At 71.3% G+C, this 20,890-nt stretch carries 15 protein-coding genes, 3 tRNA genes and 1 pseudogene; 10 read left to right on the forward strand and 9 right to left on the reverse strand.

Features of this window, described 5'->3' with window-relative positions; translation table 11 throughout:
• The first annotated feature begins 115 nt into the window (after nucleotides 1–115).
• The gene (locus QA802_RS20585; protein WP_334534777.1) at nucleotides 116–406 is read left to right on the forward strand and encodes a hypothetical protein; all 291 of its coding nucleotides are present in this window, start codon (nucleotides 116–118) and stop codon (nucleotides 404–406) included.
• Between the two features lie 634 nt (nucleotides 407–1,040).
• On the forward strand, nucleotides 1,041–2,282 hold the full coding sequence (locus QA802_RS20590; protein WP_334524765.1) for a PP2C family protein-serine/threonine phosphatase: 1,242 nt from the start codon (nucleotides 1,041–1,043) through the stop codon (nucleotides 2,280–2,282).
• Between the two features lie 69 nt (nucleotides 2,283–2,351).
• Here the strand turns inward: QA802_RS20590 and QA802_RS20595 are convergent, their stop codons facing one another.
• From QA802_RS20595 to QA802_RS20605, 3 genes are all read right to left on the reverse strand, one after another.
• Nucleotides 2,352–2,834 (reverse strand): DUF5753 domain-containing protein, encoded by a 483-nt coding sequence (locus QA802_RS20595; RefSeq protein ID WP_334524768.1) that lies wholly within the window; start codon nucleotides 2,832–2,834, stop codon nucleotides 2,352–2,354.
• 212 nt (nucleotides 2,835–3,046) lie between these two features.
• Nucleotides 3,047–3,119 (reverse strand) — tRNA-Arg (locus QA802_RS20600).
• Between the two features lie 204 nt (nucleotides 3,120–3,323).
• Nucleotides 3,324–3,414: transfer RNA gene (locus QA802_RS20605), tRNA-Ser, on the reverse strand.
• 157 nt (nucleotides 3,415–3,571) lie between these two features.
• Here QA802_RS20605 and QA802_RS20610 point away from each other — a divergent pair.
• Complete coding sequence (locus tag QA802_RS20610) at nucleotides 3,572–4,138, forward strand: SSI family serine proteinase inhibitor (RefSeq protein WP_334524771.1); 567 nt, start codon at nucleotides 3,572–3,574, stop codon at nucleotides 4,136–4,138.
• A gap of 259 nt (nucleotides 4,139–4,397) precedes the next feature.
• On the forward strand, nucleotides 4,398–8,933 hold the full coding sequence (locus QA802_RS20615) for a PAS domain-containing protein (protein WP_334524774.1): 4,536 nt from the start codon (nucleotides 4,398–4,400) through the stop codon (nucleotides 8,931–8,933).
• 389 nt (nucleotides 8,934–9,322) lie between these two features.
• Here QA802_RS20615 and QA802_RS20620 read toward each other — a convergent pair whose 3' ends face one another.
• The 5 genes from QA802_RS20620 to QA802_RS20640 all read right to left on the reverse strand — a co-directional run bounded on the left by QA802_RS20620 (nucleotide 9,323) and on the right by QA802_RS20640 (nucleotide 14,646).
• Entirely contained in the window at nucleotides 9,323–11,002 is a 1,680-nt protein-coding gene (locus tag QA802_RS20620) for a long-chain fatty acid--CoA ligase (protein ID WP_334524777.1), read from the reverse strand.
• A 139-nt stretch (nucleotides 11,003–11,141) separates the two neighbouring features.
• Complete coding sequence (locus tag QA802_RS20625; RefSeq protein WP_334524780.1) at nucleotides 11,142–11,690, reverse strand: SigE family RNA polymerase sigma factor; 549 nt, start codon at nucleotides 11,688–11,690, stop codon at nucleotides 11,142–11,144.
• 411 nt (nucleotides 11,691–12,101) lie between these two features.
• On the reverse strand, nucleotides 12,102–13,271 hold the full coding sequence (locus tag QA802_RS20630) for a lipid-transfer protein (protein ID WP_334524783.1): 1,170 nt from the start codon (nucleotides 13,269–13,271) through the stop codon (nucleotides 12,102–12,104).
• On the reverse strand, nucleotides 13,268–13,711 hold the full coding sequence (locus QA802_RS20635; protein ID WP_334524786.1) for a MaoC/PaaZ C-terminal domain-containing protein: 444 nt from the start codon (nucleotides 13,709–13,711) through the stop codon (nucleotides 13,268–13,270). The genes QA802_RS20630 and QA802_RS20635 overlap by 4 nt, the downstream gene beginning before the upstream one ends.
• Complete coding sequence (locus QA802_RS20640; RefSeq protein ID WP_334524789.1) at nucleotides 13,708–14,646, reverse strand: bifunctional MaoC family dehydratase N-terminal/OB-fold nucleic acid binding domain-containing protein; 939 nt, start codon at nucleotides 14,644–14,646, stop codon at nucleotides 13,708–13,710. The genes QA802_RS20635 and QA802_RS20640 overlap by 4 nt, the downstream gene beginning before the upstream one ends.
• 227 nt (nucleotides 14,647–14,873) lie before the next feature.
• On the opposite strand from QA802_RS20640, the gene QA802_RS20645 reads away from it, so the two are divergent.
• Together QA802_RS20645 and QA802_RS20650 are read left to right on the forward strand one after the other, a co-directional pair.
• The gene (locus QA802_RS20645; RefSeq protein WP_334524792.1) at nucleotides 14,874–15,803 is read left to right on the forward strand and encodes a bifunctional DNA primase/polymerase; all 930 of its coding nucleotides are present in this window, start codon (nucleotides 14,874–14,876) and stop codon (nucleotides 15,801–15,803) included.
• A gap of 176 nt (nucleotides 15,804–15,979) precedes the next feature.
• A complete protein-coding gene (locus tag QA802_RS20650; protein ID WP_334524795.1) occupies nucleotides 15,980–16,285 on the forward strand; it encodes a hypothetical protein in 306 nt (101 codons plus the stop codon).
• Between the two features lie 630 nt (nucleotides 16,286–16,915).
• Here the strand turns inward: QA802_RS20650 and QA802_RS20655 are convergent.
• A tRNA-Ser gene (locus QA802_RS20655) sits at nucleotides 16,916–17,002 on the reverse strand.
• A 992-nt stretch (nucleotides 17,003–17,994) separates the two neighbouring features.
• Here QA802_RS20655 and QA802_RS20660 point away from each other — a divergent pair.
• The 4 genes and pseudogenes from QA802_RS20660 (at nucleotide 17,995) to QA802_RS20675 (ending at nucleotide 20,834) form a co-directional block, all read left to right on the forward strand.
• Nucleotides 17,995–19,494 (forward strand): ice-binding family protein, encoded by a 1,500-nt coding sequence (locus QA802_RS20660; protein ID WP_334524798.1) that lies wholly within the window; start codon nucleotides 17,995–17,997, stop codon nucleotides 19,492–19,494.
• Between the two features lie 233 nt (nucleotides 19,495–19,727).
• Nucleotides 19,728–20,018 carry a hypothetical protein gene (locus tag QA802_RS20665; protein ID WP_334535213.1) on the forward strand — a complete coding sequence of 97 codons (291 nt, stop codon included), beginning with the start codon at nucleotides 19,728–19,730 and terminating at the stop codon, nucleotides 20,016–20,018.
• A pseudogene (locus tag QA802_RS20670) lies at nucleotides 19,997–20,215 on the forward strand (hypothetical protein); the annotation flags it as partial. The gene QA802_RS20665 and the pseudogene QA802_RS20670, both read left to right, overlap by 22 nt.
• Before the next feature lie 112 nt (nucleotides 20,216–20,327).
• Nucleotides 20,328–20,834 (forward strand): DinB family protein, encoded by a 507-nt coding sequence (locus QA802_RS20675; RefSeq protein WP_334524801.1) that lies wholly within the window; start codon nucleotides 20,328–20,330, stop codon nucleotides 20,832–20,834.
• Nucleotides 20,835–20,890: the final 56 nt, after the last annotated feature.

Here is a 20,890-nt window from a genome sequence, read left to right on the forward strand (position 1 = left end):
CGGCCGCCTGCGGGCGAAGAACCGACGAGCGGCAAAGCCTTCCGCGTCGCCCGCTGTCGACGGCGCCGAGCCGGGCGGCACCGCGGATGACGCGGCCCGCTCCCCGAGGGAAGCCGTGAGCAGGCCGGAACGGCTTCACCCCGCGGAGTCACCGGACCCGCCCCCTGCCGGGAACGTCGACGTGCGTCTCGTCGCCTCGTCCCCCGAGGCCGCGCGCAAGGTCGCGGAGGTTCTCCGCCGCTGCTTCGCCTCGTCCGAGCAGCGCAGCTATCCCGTCGGCACGGTGGCCGGCGGAACCCGCCTCCACCTCACGGTGGACACCGCTCGCGCAGCCGAGCCTGCGCGCTCCTGGCTGGTCACCAGTCGGTCCTCCGGAAACGACCGTACGCAGACTGACGAAACCTGACCAACGAGAACCAAAAAGCACCATATGCCCGGAATCTTCACCAGGGCTACCATGAAAGCGGGTCGGCACACTCTCACGTGCGACCGGCCCGTAAGGGCGACCCCGGTGTGTCTACGCCGGGGTCGTTGAAGCACCACGGGCACGGCCGTCGGGAGCAGGGCGCGATCCGTTCCGCCCATGGCCACCGACGGCCACTTCGTTCAAGACCGGTATCCCTGCCCTGGCCCGCTCATCGGTCGACGTGCTCCCGCCGCCCCAGCCGCAGCCGCAGCCGCCCAAGGCTCTTGGGGTGACCGACGTTCGGGGCGACATGCCGCCCCATGGCGTAATCGGCTCGTCGGGCCGGTAGGCGATGCGAGCCTGTGACGGTCGACTGCGCCGTGCCTCGCTGCTCGCCGCTGCCTGCCGGGTGGATCCGAGAGGAGCAGGGTGCGTCGCGCGTCGGGGCGCCGCGTCGGGCGCCACGTCGGGACCCGTGGTCGGGATGCCGGAAGCTCCGACGCCGTCCGGTCGGCACCGCCCGCACCGGCTGCGGTTCGACGAGTCCAGGGGAACCGGGCCGCCCGGTGAACACCGCGTGGACGCTGCCACCCCGTGATTTCCCCCTGCCCGGGACGAAGGAAAGAAGACAGCCATGACGGACGGTGGGCGGCAGCCGGACCGGGTCGGGGTGGACCGGTCGGAGGGATTCGGCGAACGGCTGTTGGGGGTGCTGCTGGACCGCGCCCACGAGATGCCGCCGCAGTTGATCGCCCCACTCGTCGCGGAAGAGGTGGCCAGGGTCGGGGGACGGGACGTCTCCATCCTCCTGCAGGACTACGAGCAGGTGCTGCTGGTGCCGCTGCCGGGACGGAGGCTGAAGCTCAGCGGCCCCGAGCCGGTCGAGAACTCCCCCGCAGGCGACGCGTTCCTGAGCCGCAGAACCGTGGAGGTGCCGCAGGACGGCAGTGTGCGGATGTACCTGCCGCTGCTGGACGGCAGCGACCAGATCGGGGTGATGGCCGTCACCCTGGACAGCGTCGATGACGACGACAGGCGATTGCTGCGCAGACTCGCCGGCCTGGTCGCGGACATGATCGTCACCAAGGACGCCTACACCGACCAGTTCTTCCAGGCCCGCCGCAGTGCGCCGATGAGTGTGGCCGCGGAGATCCAGTGGTCGTTGCTGCCCCCGCTGTCCATGACGGTGCCGCAGGTCGAGGTGGCCGGCATCCTGGAGCCCGCCTACGACGTGGCCGGCGACAGCTTCGACTACGCCCTCAACGGCGACATCCTGCACGTGGCCATGATCGACGCGATGGGCCACGGACTGGACGCGGCGACCATGGCGACGGTGGCCATCGGCGCCTATCGCCACACGCGACGGGCCCATACGGATCTGTCCCAGGTGTATGCGTTCATGGACAGGGCCATCAATGAGCAGTTCGGCCAAGACCACTTCGTCACCGCTCAGATGATGATCCTCGACGTGACCACAGGCCGGCTGCAGTGGGTCAACGCCGGCCACCCGGCTCCGTTCCTGATCCGTGACCGCGCTGTGGTGGACCGGCTGGAGAGCCCGACCACGCTGCCGGTCGGCTTCGGCGGTGAGGAGCCGGTGGTCAGCGAGCGGATGCTGGAACCCGGGGACCGGTTGCTGTGCTTCACCGACGGCCTGTTCGAGGAGCACCAGGCCGGTGGAGAACAGTTCGGTGAGGAGCAGTTGATCGAGTGGACCAATCGGATCCTCCGCGACCGCCCCCAGGTACGGGCTGTGGTACGAGCGCTCTCCCACGCCCTGAAACAGGAACGCGGCGGCACCACGACCGACGACGCGACCATCTTCCTCATCGAGTGGCGAGGCGGCGACGCCCATCACCTCACCACCCTCGATTGAGCCCGCCGACGATCCACCGACTCCCTCGCCGAAGCCTGCCGCTGCCCCATGGTCCGCACGCGAGGTCGCTCAGGACGGGATCGGCGCGTCGACGTACGTCCTGGCGATGTCGGTGATGAAGTCGCGCCTGCCGTCCGGGGTGAGGGCCTGCGCCTGGCGGTGGTCGTACCTCGCGTTGTGGTGCCACACCTCGAACGGCTTCTCCAGGCAGAGATCGCCGGCGAACCGCTCCAGGTACACCACCCCCGCCTCGGGGCTGTCGGCGAACCGCAGGATGGAGAACTGCCCTGACAGACCCGGATGAGCGCCGGCCGTGTACGGAAGGACCTGCACCGTGATGTGCGACTCCGCGCTGAGTGCCTTCAGGTGCTCCAGCTGTTCACGCATGACGTCCGGGCCGCCGACGACTCGGCGCAGGGCCGATTCGTCGATGAACCCAAACAGGCCGATGTAGACGCCGTCGGAGAGTTCGCCATAGGGGTGCCACCAGCCCCGCTCACCGGATTCCCTGGCCATCTCCATCAGGGAGTCGATGACCTGCTGGTCCGTCACTTCGGCCCCTGAACCCGTGTTGTCTGAGAGTCGGCCGGAGTCCGGAGTGTCCCTGGGCGCGCCCCACAGTTGTCAGGTTGATCAGGTTGGTCGGACGACGCGCTTTTGCCTATGGGCATCCTCGGCGGCTGAACAGCCCGTTCCGGGGCGTTGACGCCACCCGTTGACGCCAAAGGCCCCGCCGGATGCACCGGCGGGGCCTTTGATCTGTGTGCACTCGGCAGGATTCGAACCTGCAACCTTCTGATCCGTAGTCAGATGCTCTATCCGTTAAGCTACGAGTGCTTGTTATTCTGTTTTTCTGTCTTTGCTTCCCGGCCCTTCCGGCCCGATCGCGGCGACAGGAAGAACATTACATGACTGCCGCCGACATGTGAAATCCGTTAGCCGTACCCCTTGTGACCTGCGGAAACATCCTGAACGGGCCCTGCGGGCGAGGGCGGGGACGACGAAGCCCCGATCGGGTGGACCGGGGCTTCGGTGATCGAGCGGAGGCGGAGGGATTTGAACCCTCGATGGGATGTAAGTCCCAAACCGCATTAGCAGTGCGGCGCCATAGACCGGACTAGGCGACGCCTCCAGCACAACCGCTCGCGTGCGTGCGAGTGGTGCGTGCAGATGATGACACAGTCGAGCGTGGTGTCACCAATCGACGTCCACGGTACTAGGCAGTCGGGTCGCAGGGCAAAGCGCTTCTTCGGGCGCAACGTCGCCGTCGGCCCGGCGTTAGTCCCGGCATGTTCCAGGTCACCCCGCTTCGACGCCTCGCCGTCACCGCCTCTGCCGTCTGCGCCGTCGTGATCACCTCGTCGGCCGCGGGCCCCGTCAGCGCGTACGCCGCGCGTCCCGGGAGCGTCGGCACGACGGCGGGCGCGTCCGCCACCGCCGGCGGACGTGCCCCGCTCGCGCCGCCGCCGGTCCGGGAGGAGGACCGGATGAGCGGCGATCACCTCACTGTCACCGTCCGGCACAGCGGTAGGCGGACGGACGGTACGTTCGAGGTGTACTGCCACCCCGACCGCGGCAGCCACCCGGACCCGGGCGGCGCCTGCGGGGCCGTGGACCGCAACACCCGGTGGGGCAGGGACGCCTTCGCGCCCGTGCCGGGCGGCGAGCTCTGCACGATGCGGTACGGCGGGCCGGCCACCGCCCATGTCACCGGCCGCTGGGCCGGACGTCCCGTCGACGCGACGTTCGACCGCAGCAACGGCTGCCAGATCGAGCGGTGGGACCGGTTCGTGCCGCTCCTCCCCGGCCCGCGTCCGGCGGGCGCGGTCGGCGTGGCGGAAGCACCGGTTCCGTAAAGGTCGCGCGGAGGTCCCGCGAAGTCGGGCGGCGCCGGGCGCGGGACTCGGAGCGGACCGACGTGCGCGGGGACCGGTCAGGGCGGGTCGGGGCGGGGCCGGACATACGTTCTGGGTCACTTCGTCGTGCGAGCTCGCTCTCATCCGGCGTCACCGGCGGGACCCCAGCCCTTAGACTCCCTCGCGTGACACGCTGCGGACCGGTTGGCACTATGGCCCGAGCGGTCGGCAGAGTGCGGTAACAGGGAGGAAGCGACTCGTGAGCAGCAGGCCATCCCGAGGCGCTGCTCGCCTCGCAGCCATACTCGACGCGCTTCCCGACGCGTTGGTCCTGGTCAACGCCAACGGGACGGTCGTCAACGCGAACACCATCGCGCTCGAGGCGTTCGAGACGCCGGGTACGGCTCTGGTGGGGCGGGGGCTGCTCGATCTGCTGCCGCAGTTCGACTCCAAGCTCATCCCGGGGTCCATGCGGCGCCCCGACCACATGGACCCGCGCGGGCGGACCAAGCCGACCCGGATGGTCGCGCGCCGCACCGACGGCACCGAGTTCCCGGTCGAGGTCACCAGCGCCAACCTGGAGAACGGCCAGCAGGCCTACGACGGCTACGGATACTCCTCCGCCTCCGACGAGCTGCTGATGCTCGTCGTGCGCGACCTCTCCGGCACCGTCGACACCGAGGCCGAGCTGGCGCGCTCGCAGCGGCAGACCGAGATGATCCTGCGGGCCGCGGCCGAGGGCGTCGTCGGCACCGACACCGACGGGCGGATCGTGCTCGTCAACCCGGCCGCCGCCCAGATACTGGGATATCGGGCGAGCGATCTCGGCGGCAAGGAGCTGCACACCCTGGTGCTGCACTCGCGCGGAGACGGCTCGCCCTTCCCGTACGACGAGTCGCCGCTCGCCGACACCCTGCGCTCCGGGCGCAAGCACCGGGTGCGCGGCCAGGTGCTGTGGTCCAAGGGCGGCGACCGGGTCTCGGTCGACCTGACGACCGCGCCCGTGCGTGACGGCGACCAACTCGTCGGCGCCGTCATGACCTTCACCGACCGCCGGCCCTACGACGCCCTGGCGGAGGAGAAGGAGTCCGTCGAGCAGCGACACGCGAACGAGCTGGAGAAGCTCTCCGAGGAGCACGCCGCCGACCTCACCGCACTGCGCCAGCAGCACGTCGCCGAGCTCGAGGAGCTGCGCGGGCGCCACGAGGAGCAGATCGCGGCCGGCGAGGAGCGTTACGCCGCGCTCGGCGAGCGGGAGAAGGACCGGTACGAGGCGCTCGCCGGGCGGCACGAACAGCTGCTCACCCTGCTCGGGGGTTCCCTGCGCGGACCGCTGGACGAGCTGCGCCGGGAGCTGGCCGCGCTCGCCGCGGACGACGCCGGACAGCTCTGGCCTGAGGCCAACCAGGTGCTGCACCACCTGTCCGCCGGCTATTCGCGAATCACCACCCTCATCGACAACGTGCTCGGATACCAGCGGCTCGACACGGGGGCGGAGACCGTCGTCCGGACGAAGGTGATGCTCGACGCGGTCGTCGCCGCGGGCGTCGACGGCGCGGTGGAGCTCATCGGGCCCGGCCGGGTCCAGTTCGCCGTGCACGCGCCGCCCATCGAGGCCGAGGTCGACGTGCGGCTCCTCGCGACCGCGCTCGCGCATCTCGTGGCGGACGTCGCCGGCGTCGACGCCACCGGCAACGCGCCCGTCTCGGCGGGCGGTTACATGGACAACACCGTCGTGGTGGCGGCCGCCCAGCGCGGCGAGGTGGTGCGCATCGAGGTGCGCGGACCGTACGCCGGCGGCGACCCCGTGCACGAGCCGATCGTGCGGGGGATCGTCCGGGCCCACGGGGGCGTGCTGCAGACGCACGAGGTGCCGGGCATGAGCGGCAGCGCGTACGTGCTGGAGGTGCCGTTGGGCGGTGGGGCGGGGGCCGTCGCGGCTCCGCCGGCCGCTGCGCTGCCCGCCCTCACGGTGGGCGACGGCGCGGCGGGACAGCACGAGGGCCCGGCCGAGCAGGCCGCCGGTGGACGGCGGCGGGCACGGCGGTCCTCCGTGGACGCCTTCCTGGAGAGCGACGTCCCCGAGGCGGAGGGCGGCGCCGACGCCGACGCGACGGTGCCGACCGGACGCCGGCGCAGGCATGGCGCGCCCGCCGCGGAGACGCCGGGCGAGTTGCCGCCGGCGGTGGGCGAGGTCGAGGGGTTCGAGGGGCGGCCCGAGGGGTCCGAGGGTGCGGGCGGCACCGGACGGCGGCGTGGGCGTTCCGCCGAGCTCGCCGTCGCGGGGGCCGACTCCGGAGTGAGCGAGGGCGCCGTCGTCATGGCCGCTGAGCACGCGGCGGGCACGGCGGCTTCGGGGACGGGACTCGGCGGCACCGTTCCGCCGCAGGGCGTACCGGCCCAGGGCGTACCGGCTACGGACGGGCGACGTGCCCTGCACGCGGCCGACGGTCAGCAGCCGCAGAACGCCCTGCCACCGGCGCTGCCGGCTCTCGCGGGCCCGTCGGCCGAGGCGGCCCCCGCGATGACCGGCGCGGACACGACCGGCACAGACCCGACCGGCGCGGACACTGGTGCGGGCTCCCAGGGCGACGCCGAGGCGGAGGGCGGACAGCCGACCGGGCGCCGTCGGCGTGCGCTGGCCGCCGCGAACGAGCGTGCCGCCGCGCAGGAGGCGGGGCCCCGCACGGTCTTCGCCCTGCCGCCCGCGGAGGCGGACCGGACCACGGACGTTGCCGGTAACGTTCCCGGTAGCGCTCCCGGCCCTGTTTCCGGCGGATCCGGGCCAGCTCACGTCCAGGGCCAGGATCAGGGGCAGGGGCAGGGGCAGGGGCAGGGGCAGCCCGACGGTCCCGTTCCGGTACCGGTTGCGGGCGTGATGCAGGCTCCGGGCCTGGTCCAGGCGCCCGGGCAGGCACCCGGGCAGGTGCCGGCGGCCGCTCAGGCCCCGATGCCGTCTCAGGCCCCGATGCCGGCGCAGGCGCCGATTCCCGCGCAGGCCCATGCACCCGTGCCGGATTCCGGTCCCCTCGGGGACTCCGGCGCCGACCACGGACGTCATGACGCCGTCCCGCACGACCAGGCCGACGACCACACCCCGCCCCAGCCGCACCCGACCAGCGCGCCGACCGGCCGCCGGCGACGGGCCGTCGGCCAGCCCGCGGAAGCCGTCCCGGGCCAGGCCCAGGCGCAGGGTGTGCAGCCCGGTTCCGTCGCGCAGCCGGTGCCCGGGCAGGGGTTGCCGCTCCCCGCCGAAGCGCCTGCCGCGGCCTCCCCGGCCGTATCGGCCGTGTCGACCCCCAGCACAGGCACCCCGCTGCCGCCCGAGGCCGTCGTCGGACAGCCGCGCGCGGCACAGCCGTTGCCCGCCGAGGCCGCCATGGCCGCGTCCGTCGACCCCAACTCGACGCAGGGGCGGGCCATCAGCGTGCGGACGCTGGGGCAGGGCGTGCCCTTCACCCGGCAGGCCGCCCAGGTGCAACAGGTCCAGCAAGCCCAGCACGTGCAGCAAGCACACCAGGTGCAGCATGCCCATCAGGCCCCGTCGGCGCAGCGCTCCCAGCCCGGCCTGCCGTCCCCGCAGCCGACCTCCACACCTGCCCCGCACACCCCCGCCCCGCACACCCCGGGCGGGTCCGGGCGGCGCCGCAAGCTGGGGACCCCGCCCGACCCGGCGACGCGTCCGGAGCAGACGGCCCGGCCGCACCCGTCGGGCGAGCAGAGCACCGGCCCGCAGCCGACGGGGGCGACGCGGGCCGTGGCGGCTCCGACTCAGCATGCCGCCCCAGCCCCAGCCCCCGCGCCCACGCCCATGCCCGCTCCCGCTCCCGCTCCCGTCTCGTCACAGCAGTCCCAGCCGTCAGCCCCGACCCAGCCGTCTCAGCAGTCCCAGCCGTCCCTCGCGGGTCAGTCGCGGCTCGTGGCCGGTGGGACGGGCACCGAGGGGGCCGGACGGTCGTACGCCATAGGCGCCCCGGACGAGAACGCCGCCGAGGGACCCGAACCGCTGGACGGACCCGGCGGTGCCGTCGAGGTGGCGGATCCGCCGCGCCCGCAGCCGTTGGACGACGAGCTGCCGCCGGAGCCGCTGGACAACCCGCGTCGGCTGCTGGTGTGGCCGGCGCCCGACGTCAGCACCCAGCAGGCGCTCAGCGACCGCGGCTACCGTCCGGTCATCGTGCACTCGCGCGAGGAGGTCGACGCGCAGATCGCCGCGTTCCCCGCGGCGCTGTTCGTGGACCCGCTGACCGGGCCGATCACCCGCACCGCGCTGCAGTCGCTGCGGACCGCCGCCGTCGCCGCAGAGGTGCCGGTGCTGGTCACGGCCGGGCTCGGGCAGGCGACGCGCGAGGCGGCGTACGGCGCCGACCCCGCCGTCCTGCTGAAGGCGCTCGCGCCGCGCGACACCGAGCAGCATCCGCCTCGGGTGCTGCTCATCGAGGAACACGCCGAGATCGCACTCGCGCTGACCTCGACGCTCGAGCGGCGCGGAATGCAGGTGGCGCGTGCGGCGAGCGACGCGGACGCCGTCGCGCTCGCCGGACAGCTGCGGCCGAACCTGGTGGTGATGGACCTGATGCAGGTGCATCGTCGGCAGGCCGGGATCCTGGACTGGCTGCGGGCGAACGGGCAGCTCAACCGCACCCCGCTCGTCGTCTACACGGCCGCCGTCGACCAGGCGGACCTGCCGCGGCTGGCGTCGGGGGAGACGGTCCTCTTCCTCGCCGAGCGGTCGACCAGCCCGGAGGTGCAGAGCAGGATCGTGGACCTGCTGGCGCGGATCGGCACCAACTAGGCACCCGACCCTTCGTACAGGGTCCGTGTGATCCCACGTCTCCCGTTCCCGCGCCCGCCGCCGTTCCCGTGCCCACGCCTGCTGCCGTTTCCGTTCCTTCTTCCCGGTCCCGGTCGGCGGCGGAGCGTCCGCGGCGGTCGTGGCCTGGATCGCGTCGGTCGCCCGTTCGGACCCGCGGCCGGCCTGCTCTTCTCCGCTCCCCCCGGGGGGAGCGGAGGGTCGGCGCCGGGCCGGACGACCACGGCCGTCCGCCGATGAACACGCCGATGAACACGCCGGTGACCCGCTGAGCCGCCGGACGGGCGGGTCAGCGGGTCAGGGGTCAGCGGGTCAGAGGTCAGGGGGTCAGGGGTCAGGGGTCAGGGTGCTGACCTGCTCCGCTTCACGCGTCAGAGGCGCGTGACGTCCAGGTTGCCCTCGGCGTACTGCCTTCGGAGTACCTTTTTGTCGAACTTGCCCACGCTCGTCTTCGGGACGGCCTCGATGATCGTCCAGCGCTCGGGGAGCTGCCACTTGGCGATGCCGCCCTCGGCGGCGAGGAAGGCGCGCAGGGACGTGAAGTCGGCGGTGGAGCCCTCCTTGAGGACGACCGTGGCCAGCGGGCGCTCGCCCCACTTGTCGTCCGGGACGGCCACGACGGCGGCCTCGGCGACGTCCGGGTGGGACATCAGCGCGTTCTCCAGGTCCACCGACGAGATCCACTCGCCGCCGGACTTGATGACGTCCTTCGCGCGGTCGGTGAGGGTGAGGAAGCCGTCGGGGGAGATGGTGCCGACGTCACCCGTCTTGAGCCAGCCGTCCTCGCTGAACTTGTCGGCGGGGCGCAGGGGTTCGGCGTCGGGGCCGTTGTAGTAGGCGCCGGCGATCCAGGCGCCGCGCACCTCCAGCTCGCCGGCCGATGTGCCGTCCCAGGGCAGGCGTTCGCCGCCGGGGCCGGTGAGGCGGGCCTCGACGCCGGCCGGGAAGCGGCCCTGGGTGAGGCGGTAGCCGAACTCCTCGTCGGTGCCGACCGCGTGGGCCGGCGGACGGGCGATGGTGCCGAGCGGGGAGGTCTCCGTCATGCCCCAGGCGTGACAGACCCGCATGCCCAGCCCGTCGAAGGCGGTCATGAGGGCCGGCGGACAGGCCGAGCCGCCGATGGTGACCTGCGTGAGGCTGGAGACGTCCCGCGGCTTGGCGGTCAGCTCGGCCAGCAGGCCCTGCCAGATGGTGGGGACGGCGGCCGCGTGCGTCGGCTTCTCGCTCTCGATCATCTCGGCGAGTGGCGCGGGCTGCAGGAAGCGCTCCGGCATCAGCATGTTCACGCCGGTCATGAAGGTGGCGTGCGGCAGGCCCCAGGCGTTCACGTGGAACTGCGGGACGACGACGAGCGAGGTGTCCTGGTCGGTCAGACCCATCGACTGGGCCATGTTGACCTGCATGGAGTGCAGGTAGATCGAACGGTGGCTGTAGACGACGCCCTTGGGGTCCCCCGTGGTGCCCGAGGTGTAGCACATGGAGGCGGCCTGGCGTTCGTCCAGCTCGGGCCAGTCGTAGGCGGTCGGCTTGCCCGCGACGAGGTCCTCGTACTCGTGCACGCGCGCGTGGGCGCCGTCGAGGAGGGAGCGGTCGCCGGGTCCGGAGACGACGACGTGCTCGATCGTCTTGAGGTGCGGGAGCAGCGGGGCGAGCAGCGGCAGCAGGGAGCCGTTGGCTATGACCACCTTGTCGGCCGCGTGGTTGACGATCCACACCAGTTGCTCGGGAGGCAGGCGCAGGTTGAGGGTGTGCAGCACGGCGCCCATCGCGGGGATCGCGAAGTAGGCCTCGACGTGCTCGGCGTTGTTCCACATGAGGGTGGCGACCCGGTCGTCGCCGGACACCCCGAGGTCGTCGCGCAGGGCGTGCGCCAGCTGGGCGGCACGGTCGCCGATCTCGGCGAAGGAGCGGCGGTGCGGCTCGCCCTCGCCCGTCCAGGTGGTCACCTGTGACGAGCCGTGGATCGTGGCCCCGTGCGTCAGGATCCTCGAGATCAGCAGCGGTACGTCCTGCATGGTGCTCAGCACGGCGTCCTCCCAGGGCGGCGACATTGCCTACGCGGTGGTAACGGTTGTGCTGATTCTGCGCACATACCGCGCGGTATGTCACTAGGCGGCGGTGATCGATCAGATCACGTCCCAGCCCCGGCCCGTCACGTTCAAGCCCTGGTCAAAACACCACTTCGGCCCGCTATCTCACAAGTCCCAGCTCAGGGTCCTCGCGCAGCTTGCCGAGCGCCCGCGACACTGCCGACTTCACGGTGCCCACGGAGACGCCTAGCACTTCGGCCGTTTGGGCTTCGCTGAGGTCCTCGTAGTACCTGAGGACCACCATCGCGCGCTGCCGCGCGGGCAGCTTCATGATCGCGTGCCACATCGCGTCGTGCAGTGCCTGCCGCTCGGCCGGGTCGTCGCCGCCGACGTCGGGCTCCGGCTCCGGCAGCTCGTCGCACATGTACTCGTCGACCTTGCGCTTGCGCCACTGCGACGTGCGGGTGTTCACCAGGGCCCGGCGCACGTAACCGTCGAGCGCCCGGTGGTCCTCGATCCGCTCCCACGCGACGTACGTCTTGGCGAGGGCGGTCTGCAGCAGGTCCTCCGCGTCGTTCGGGTTCGCGGTCAGCGACCTGGCGGTACGCAGCAGCACCGGCTGACGGGCTCTGACATACGAGGCGAAGGACGGATACGGTGAGGGCCGCGTCCTGCCGTTCGACGCGCTGGTGCAGACGGATGTGGTCATGGCTCCACGCTAGGTTCGCCTGCCGGGCGGGCGGATCGGCCGCAGGTCCCTAAGACGCGTCCCTCTCAGGTTGTAGGGGTGGCGCCTGCCCCACCTCCTACAGGTGGACGAGCCACCACCCCCCGTCGGGGATGACCCTGGCCCCATCGCCCTTCGGGGATGGCCCTGGGCCCTTCCCCGTCGGGACGACCCTGGCCCCTCCACCCCTCGGGGAAGCCCATGGCCCCTCCACCCCTCGGGGATGACCCTGGGCCCCTGAACCTCGCGGCCGTGCGCTCCTGGGCGTACGCGGGCTCCTTGACCGTGCACACCAGGCCGCCGTCGCGCCACCCCTCGCGCCATCGCCGGATGCTGCCGGCGGCACGGACCCGCTGGGTCCGTCCTCGGGCTCTCAGGACGCCACTCGGGCTCTCAGGCGTCCGAGACCAGTACCAGGCCCGAGGTCGGCACGCCGGTTCCCGCCGTCACCAGCGCCCGTGCGGCGTCCGGCACCTGGTTCACGGACGTGCCCCGCAGCTGCCGTACGGCCTCCGCGATGCCGTTCATCCCGTGCAGGTAGGCCTCGCCGAGCTGGCCGCCGTGGGTGTTCAGCGGCAGCCGGTCCTCCGTCACGAAACCGGCGGCCTCGCCCGGCGCGCAGAAGCCGAACTCCTCCAGCTGCATCAGCACGAACGGGGTGAAGTGGTCGTACAGGATCCCCACGTCGATGTCGGCCGGCGCCAGCCCGGAGGTCCGCCACAGCTGACGGGCGACCACGGACATCTCCGGCAAGCCCGTCAGGTCGTCGCGGTAGAAGCTGGTCATCTGCTCCTGGGCCCGGGCCGCCCCCTGCGCCGCGGCGGCGATCACGGCGGGCGGCCGCGCCAGGTCGCGGGCCCGCTCCACCGAGGTGACGACCAGGGCCTGGCCGCCGTCGGTCTCCTGGCAGCAGTCCAGCAGCCGCAGGGGTTCGGCGATCCAACGGGACGCCGCGTGGTCCGCGAGGGTGATCGGACGGCCGTGGAAGTAGGCGGCCGGGTTGTGCGCCGCGTGCCGGCGGGCCGTGACGGCCACCGGGCCGAAGGCCTCCTGCGCCGTCAACCCGTACGCGTACAGGTACCGCTGGGCCGCCATCGCCACCCAGGACGCGGGGGTGAGCAGCCCGAACGGCAGCGCCCAGCCGAGTGCCGCCCCCTCGGCCGACGGCTCCCGGTGCTGCACCCCCGAGCCGAAGCGGCGTCCCGAACGCTCGTTGAAGGCGCGGTAGCAGACGACGACCTCGGCCACGCCCGCCGCCACGGCCAGCGCCGCCTGCTGCACGGTCGCGCAGGCCGCCCCGCCGCCGTAGTGGACCCGCGAGAAGAAGGACAGCTCGCCCATCCCGCAGGCCTGCGCCACGGTGATCTCCGGGCTGGTGTCCATCGTGAACGTCACCATCCCGTCCACGTCGGCCGGCACGAGGCCCGCGTCGTCCAGTGCGGCTCGTACCGCCTCCGCCGCCAGCCGCAGTTCGCTGCGCCCGGAGTCCTTGGAGAACTCCGTCGCTCCGATCCCGACGACGGCGGCCCGCCCCCCGAGCCGATCGCGCTCCCGCACACTCATCGAGCCCCCGCCTCCGACCCGGCTTCCGCTCCCGCTCCCGCTCCCGCTCCCGCTCCCGCTCCCGGGACGGTGAGCGTGACCGTGCCGGTGACATGACGGCCGACGCCGTTGTCCCCGGTGACCCGCACCACGGCGGTGTCCCCGTCGACCTCCTCGATCCGGCCTCTCAACACCATGGTGTCGCCCGGGTGGTTGGGCGCCCCGAGCCTGATGGCCACCTTGTGCAGCACGGCCGTCGGGCCGAACCGGTCGGTGAGGTAGCGGCCGACCAGGCCGTTGGTCGTGAGGATGTTCATGAAGATGTCGGGCGACCCCTTCTGCCGGGCGAGTTCCGGGTCGTGGTGGACGTCCTGGTAGTCGCGCGAGGCGAGGGCGCCGGCCACGATCAGGGTGCGGGTGACCTCGATCTCCAGCGGCGGCAGCACGTCACCGGCCTTCATACGGCTCCCTCACGCGCGCGGAACACGGGCAGCGTCAACTCGTCGTCGTACGTACGGAACTCCAGCTCCACGGGCATGCCGACGCGCACCTTGTCGTAGGGGACGTCCACCACGTCGCTGATCACCCGGACGCCCTCGGCGAGTTCGATCAGCCCCACCGCGTAGGGCGGGGAGAACGCCGGGAAGGGCGGGTGGTGCATCACCACGTACGAGAAGACCGTCCCCGCGCCGCCCGCCTCGACGACGTCCCACTCGGCCGCGCCGCACGCGTTGCAGCCCGGGAGCCACGGGAACCGGAGGGTGTCGCAGTCGGCACAGCGCTGGATGAGGAAGCGGCGGTCGCGGACGCCCTCCCAGAAACCGGCGTTGTCGCGGTTCACGACGGGGCGGGGGCGGTGCTCGCGCGGTCGCGACGTCCGCTTGGCCGGGGCGTACTTGAGGATGCGGAAGCGGTGGGTGCCGACGAGCGTCCCGGCCACGCGCACATCCGTCCGGGTCGTGACGAAGTAGCCGGCGCCCAGCTTGGTGGTCTTGCGCGGCGAGACCGACTCGATCACCGTGTCGAATGCGACCTCGTCACCCGGCCGCAGGGGGCGCAGATACTCCTGCTCGCAGTCGGTGGCCACCACCGCGGTGCAGCCCGCGCCGTCGAGCAGGGTGAGCAACTCGTCGTAGGCCTGCGCACGCCCCTGGGTGGCCTGGGCGGCCGGATCGTCCCCGCCGCCCAGGCCGCCCAGGCCACGCATGATCCACGCCTGCAGCATGGTGGGCGGGGCGATCGCGCCGAGACCGGTGTACGCGGGGTTGCGATCGCCCATCGCCTCGCACCAGTGCCGGATCATGGGCACGTTGACGGGGTCCCGGCCGGTGCCGGCGACGGCGGCGGGACAGCCCTCGTAGGCCTTGAGCCGCGCGTGGAGATCGTCGTCGTCCACGACCGCACTCCTTCCAGGACCGGGACGGGAGAGGCGTGAGGAGACTGATTGCCGAAGACAGAAGGATTTCTGACTGTCCGTCAGATGACGACCTCTGTCAAGCCTTCGCCAAGCCTTCACCAAGGTCACCGACGCCTCGCATCCCGCCCCGCACCGCACCGCCGCAGACCCCCCGCGCCACCGGCCATCCCCTTCCCCATTTCGAACATATGTACGACAATAGAGGTATGGCCACCACCGACCGGTTCCCCCGGCAGGCCACCACGCTGGCCCTCGCCCATGCCCTGTCGGCCGCCGAACGCGGCCTGGCCGTCATCCCCCTGTCCCGGACCAAGCTCCCGGCCCTGCGCTCCCCCCACCGGGCCGAACACCACGACGACCCCCGCGACGCCCCCACTGCCTCCGCCACCCCCGCCGCCCCGCCCTGCCACGGCGAATGCGGCCGCCCCGGCCACGGCGTGTACGACGCCACCACCGACCCCGCCCGCATTCGCGCGCTCTTCGCCGCCGCCCCCTGGGCCACCGGATACGGCATCGCCTGCGGCCTGCCCCCGCACCACCTCATCGGCGTCGACCTGGACACCAAGTCCGGCACGGACTCCTCATCGGCCTTGCGCGAACTGGCCCTGCGGCACCTCTTCACGATCCCGCCGACGGTCGTCGTCCTCACGCCGTCCGGCGGACGGCACCTCTGGCTCACCGGCCCGCCGGACGTCGTCGTCCCCAACTCGGCCGGCCGGCTCGCCCCCGGCATCGACATCCGCGGCGCCGGCGGCTACCTGGTCGGCCCCGGATCCCGCACCGCCCACGGCGTCTACGCCGCCGACCCCGGCAGCGCCCACCTCCCGCCGGCGCCCTGTCCGCCCTCCCTGCTGCGGCTGCTGGTCCCACCGCCGCGCCCCGCCCGCCCGGGACGGCAGCCTTCGGCGGGCGGTGCGCACGGCCGGGGCCTGATCCAGTTCGTCCTGGCCGCGCACGAGGGTCAGCGCAACACCCGGCTGTTCTGGGCGGCCTGCCGGGCCCACGAGAACGGCATCGCAGCGGAACTGACCGAGGACCTGATCACCGCGGCCGTCCACACCGGCCTGACGGCCCGCGAGGCCCGGGAAACGATCGCGTCAGCCGCCCGAATGACGGCCCACCGCCCAGCTTCGTGAACCCCGCCCACCGGCCGACGCAGCGCCCGTCAGCCCCCTGCCTCCGAGGATTGCTCGTCGGAAAAAGGAACGTCACCCCGGGCAAGGCACAACGAACAAGTGGTCATGATCAGGCGCGCGACTGGTCAAGAATCAGCCTGAAAAGGCTCGTTACCCCGACCGGACTGGAGAGCACCATGCCCCGATGGGCCGTCCTGCAAACCGAAGGCGAGGCGGAGGGCTTCCGGTACTCCGTCCGCGGCGAACTCGAAGGGACCGAGGCCGAAGCGCTGGCCGGGATGCTGTACATGCTCGACACCTTCGAAGAGGCCCTGACCGCCGCGGGTCGGCGACGCCAGCAGAGACAGGTCTACCGCGTCTCCGAACGCAGCTACTTCGTCCGCGTCGAGAACCGGCTGTCGCGCAAGGAGGCCCACTTCACCCTCGCCGAACTCATAGCCGACACCCACGACGAGGGCCTCCCCGACACCGCGTACGCCTGACACGCAGACAAGCCGTCCCGGCCACGCCCTGGCCGGATTCCGGCGCCCACCAGAAGGGACGGCCCTCGTGGGGCTCAGGCTTCTGGCGGGGGGCACCGTTCGCGATCGCCGGCCGATCGGTGGCGTGGCGGGGAGCCACGGCCGAGGTCCAGGGTTCCGGTCAGCGGAAAATGAGGGGAACCGCTTGCACCAGCAGGGGCCAGAAAAACCGAACGCCGATCCTGATGCAGCAAGAGAGCGCTACAACTCAGACATGCAGGCATCACGAGCTGCGGTGCGGAATCTGTTTCGTGTGGAACTGTCCGTCGCCCACATGGGCTTGGCGATCACGATCACCGCAAGCGTCCTTGCAGGGGAAGGCTTGGTCGCCGAGTACGGGCGTGATCATCGCTGGCGGCTTTGCCGCGCTCTTCGTCGTCGCCCTGGCTGTAGTGCTCCTGGCCGGTAGCCGCGGGCGGAACGCCGTACGCACCGCATACGAATCTACCTTCGGCTGGGCAGAGTGGATCTAGCGCCGTGCCCCGACCGTGCCCGATGAACCGGGAAGTCCCAGGGAACAGCGGTGTCCTTCAGCCAAGGACCACGGCGACGGCCCCCGACCGTATTTCCTGGTCGGGGGCCGTTTCGCTGCGGTGGGTGTGGGATTTGAACCCACGGTGACATCGCTGCCACGACGGTTTTCAAGACCGTTCCCTTAGGCCGCTCGGGCAACCCACCTACGCCCCGGCCCACCTGGGGCGGAGCGGGTACAGAGTACCCGGCGCGGGCGGTGCTCGGGGGGCGTGGTCCACACGGGGTCCACTGGCTCTGTCCACACCCGTGCCCAATGCGCCGATCACCAGCACCCGGCCCCCGCGTCACCCAGCCGACGCGAGCAAGCCTGGGGGCTGCGCTGACCTTGTTTGCATCCCCAGAACGTCCGTGTCTACCGAGTTACGACTTTGCTACTGATTCATGGTGGCTCGCCCCGCTCCGCGCCCGCGGAGCGGCCCCCGGTCGACCTGCGCTCAGGTCTCCGCCCCGCTCCAGCCCGGCCGGCGTCCGGGCCGCACGTTCAGCAATCGGCCGCCTGACGCTGGAGAAGGGATATGCCGTGGCTGGGGCTGTCGGCTCCAAGGCCCTACGCACCCACTTGGCGCGAGCCTCGAAGATCACGGCACCAGCGTCGTGCTCACCTGACAGGCCCACAGGCTCCCAACGCGCCGGAGGCTTAAGGGGCCTGATCACTCCCGCCAAAGCAGCTCCAGCCCAAGCCGCTACGCCGGCCTTGCTCGCACTCACGGCAGCCGTGCTCGTTCGCCCCTGAGCCGATACCACCTACTCCGAACGGGAAAGGGCCGAACCCGGAACGGCCTGTCTGAGCCGGTCGGTTCGGCTTTGATCCGGCCGACGCCCGGGCCTCCCGAGACCAAGCCGATGGCTCGGAATCAAGCACCGACACCACCAGCAGGGTGAAAAAACGCACCCCCTTACCCCCTTCAGCCTCTTATCTTCATGTACTTTCATACGCTTATTGCTAGTTTTCGATTGGTAAGTGATGTTTCATCACCCCATCTCCAAGCACTCGCGCCGCGGACCTCTATTCACGGCTACGGCCGCAGAACCTCGACACGAGACACGACTTCTGGCCTGACCGGAACTCACTAGGAGAGCTCGGAATCCCTTTGCCGGGGCGACTGAGCTCAACGGCGACAAGAAAGGTCACCCCCATGGCAGTGGTTGCCAACTCGTCCCGTTCGCCAGGCAAAATCCGTATAATCCATCGCCTCAAGACACGTCTTGCACTCTTGCCGGGTGTAGCGCTGCTGGCCACGGCCACGGTCGCGCTCACTTCAGGCGTAGCGCAGGCCGCAGAAGCCCCCGTCGAACTGGGGACGGCCAAGAGTTACGCGGTCCTGGCCGGTTCCACGATCACCAACACCGGCCCCACCGTCATCAACGGTGACGTGGGACTGAGTCCTGGCTCTTCGGTGACGGGCTTCTCATCCTCGACGCCCTCCGGCCCCGGGCAGATCTTCGGCGATCTGCACGTGGCCGACGCCGAGGCCGCTCAGGCGAAGACGGATCTGACCACCGCCTACAACGATGCGGCTGGCCGAGGCCCTGGAGCCGCTGTTACAGCCGATCTCGGCGGACAGGTACTGGTCCCCGGCGTCTACACGGCCTCGTCGTCAATGGGACTCACCGGAGCCCTCACCCTCAACGCCAAGGGTGATCCCAACGCCGTCTTCATCTTCCAGGCCGGATCGACACTGACCACCGCTTCGGCCAGCAGCGTCATCCTCGTCAACGGTGCACAGCCCTGCAACGTGTTCTGGAAGGTGGGCAGCTCCGCTACTCTCGGGACCAATTCCACCTTCGTGGGCACCATCATGGCCGACCAGTCGATCACGGTAACAACCGGCGCCAAGATCCAGGGCCGTGCCCTTGCGAGAATCGGCGCGGTAACGCTGGACGACAACGTCATCACAACGCCGATCTGCGCGACTGGCCCCACCGGCCCCACTGGGCCCGCCGGACCCGCCGGACCCGCCGGACCCGCCGGACCCGCCGGGCCTGCCGGGCCTGCCGGGCCTGCCGGGCCTGCCGGGCCTGCCGGACCCACGGGAGACACCGGCCCTGCCGGACCCGCCGGACCCGCCGGACCCGCCGGACCCAAGGGCGACACCGGACCTGCCGGACCTCAAGGTCCTGAAGGGTCCCAGGGACCCGCCGGACCTGCCGGACCCACGGGAGACACCGGACCTGCCGGACCTGCCGGACCCAAGGGCGACACCGGACCTGCCGGACCCACGGGAGACACCGGCCCTGCCGGACCTCAAGGTCCTGAAGGGTCCCAGGGACCCGCCGGACCTGCCGGACCCACGGGAGACACCGGACCTACCGGACCTGCCGGACCCAAGGGCGACACCGGACCCGCCGGACCTCAAGGCCCCAAGGGTCCCAAGGGGGACACCGGCCCGGTCGGACCTAAGGGCCCTAAGGGTCCCAAGGGGGACACCGGCCCGGTCGGACCTAAAGGACCTAAAGGACCTAAAGGACCCCAGGGTCCTGCGGGACCTGGCGGTGAAGGTGATCACGGGCACCACGGCGACCACGGCCACCACGGCGACCACGGGCCCAACTGCCAAGAGCACCAAGGCAAACAGCCCTGGTGGCACGACGGGAAGCGCGTGTCGCTGACATCCCCGGCGGCGTGCAGGGACTAAGCGAAACCTCGTCTGCATCTCCTTGAGGCGAAGGGATATACGAGTAAGGGGCGTCTTCTCCGAAGGCGCCCCTTACTGACGTTCACGAGCCAATCTGCCGGCTGTTCGTGCAGAGAACAGGCGATATGGCAGTGACCAGCCAACTTCCAGCGGCCGTCTGGAGCCCCGAACTCCCCAAGCGCATGTTCCCTCATGTGCTCCATGCCTACATCAGAGGAATCCCCAACTGAGCAATGCTCAACGATCAGAAGACCGGTCGCGCGGTGGCTGGTGAAGAGCTGTCAGAGAGCCTTGCCCGCTTCGTGGTCGTCCACAACGGGCTGTCCCCGAGCGCGCCGAGCGGATCGCGGATCAGGCGGTCGGCGTTCCTCGCCACGGCGGCTACCGCAACCGTGCCCATGGTTCCGTCCGACGACGTCGATCTCGGCCTTCACGCGCTCATCCTGCACACGAAGGAATACGCCGGACCGTGCGAGCGGTACGCGGGCCGCGCATCACCACCATGCCGGTGGAGGCGGCCGTGACCCGGAGAAGGTCTCCGCCTCGGCTCATGCCCACGACTCAGCGCTTGGTCGTCAACCGTCGAGGTTCCACGGTGTGGGAGGTGGAGAGCGGCCGGGGCCACTTCGCGGTGAAGCTTGGCTGTCCGATCGAGGCGACTGCTGAGTGGACCGCCCAGCCGTGGACTGCGCTCGCGCCCGCACGGGAGGGCGCTGTCCTGCAGTGACGGAACGTATTCCGACTGCACGCGCGCGGGCGGTGTTCGGGGGGCGTGGTCCGCGGCAGCGGAAATGCCTCGACAAAGCCTGGGGCCGGCCGGGATGCTCGGCGCGATGACGAGAACAGACGACATGCCTGCCGCGTGGGACGAGCGCACCCAGCTCACCACCTTCCTCGACTACGCCCGCGACACCGCTCGCGCCAAGTGCGAGGACCTGTCCGATGCGGATGCCCGCAAGGCGCCCCTGCCGGGGTCGCCGCTGATGACTGCGAGCGGCCTGATCAGCCACCTGCGCTGGGTCGAGTACTACTGGTTCCGGGTGGTGTTCCTCGGCGAGGAGGACGAGGGGCCGTGGACCGACGAGGATCCCGACCGCGAGATGCGCATCGCCGTGGACCTCCCGCTCGCGCGGTTGCTCGAGGAGTACGCCGAGAACGCCGAGCAGCACCGCACACTGGTCGCCCGGCACGACCTCGACGTCCGGGCTCAGCGGGCGACGCGCGACGGCCGTCATGTGGACCTGCGCTGGATCCTTCTGCACCTGCTCGAGGAGACGGCCCGGCACAACGGCCACCTCGATGTGCTGCGCGAACTGATCGACGGCAGGACGGGCGTCTAACCGGTGCGCTGACCGGGCAGGGCGGCCGGACAGTCGGACAGCCGGCTCGGTCGAGC

Source organism: Streptomyces sp. B21-105 (genome assembly GCF_036898465.1).
Taxonomy (GTDB): domain Bacteria; phylum Actinomycetota; class Actinomycetes; order Streptomycetales; family Streptomycetaceae; genus Streptomyces.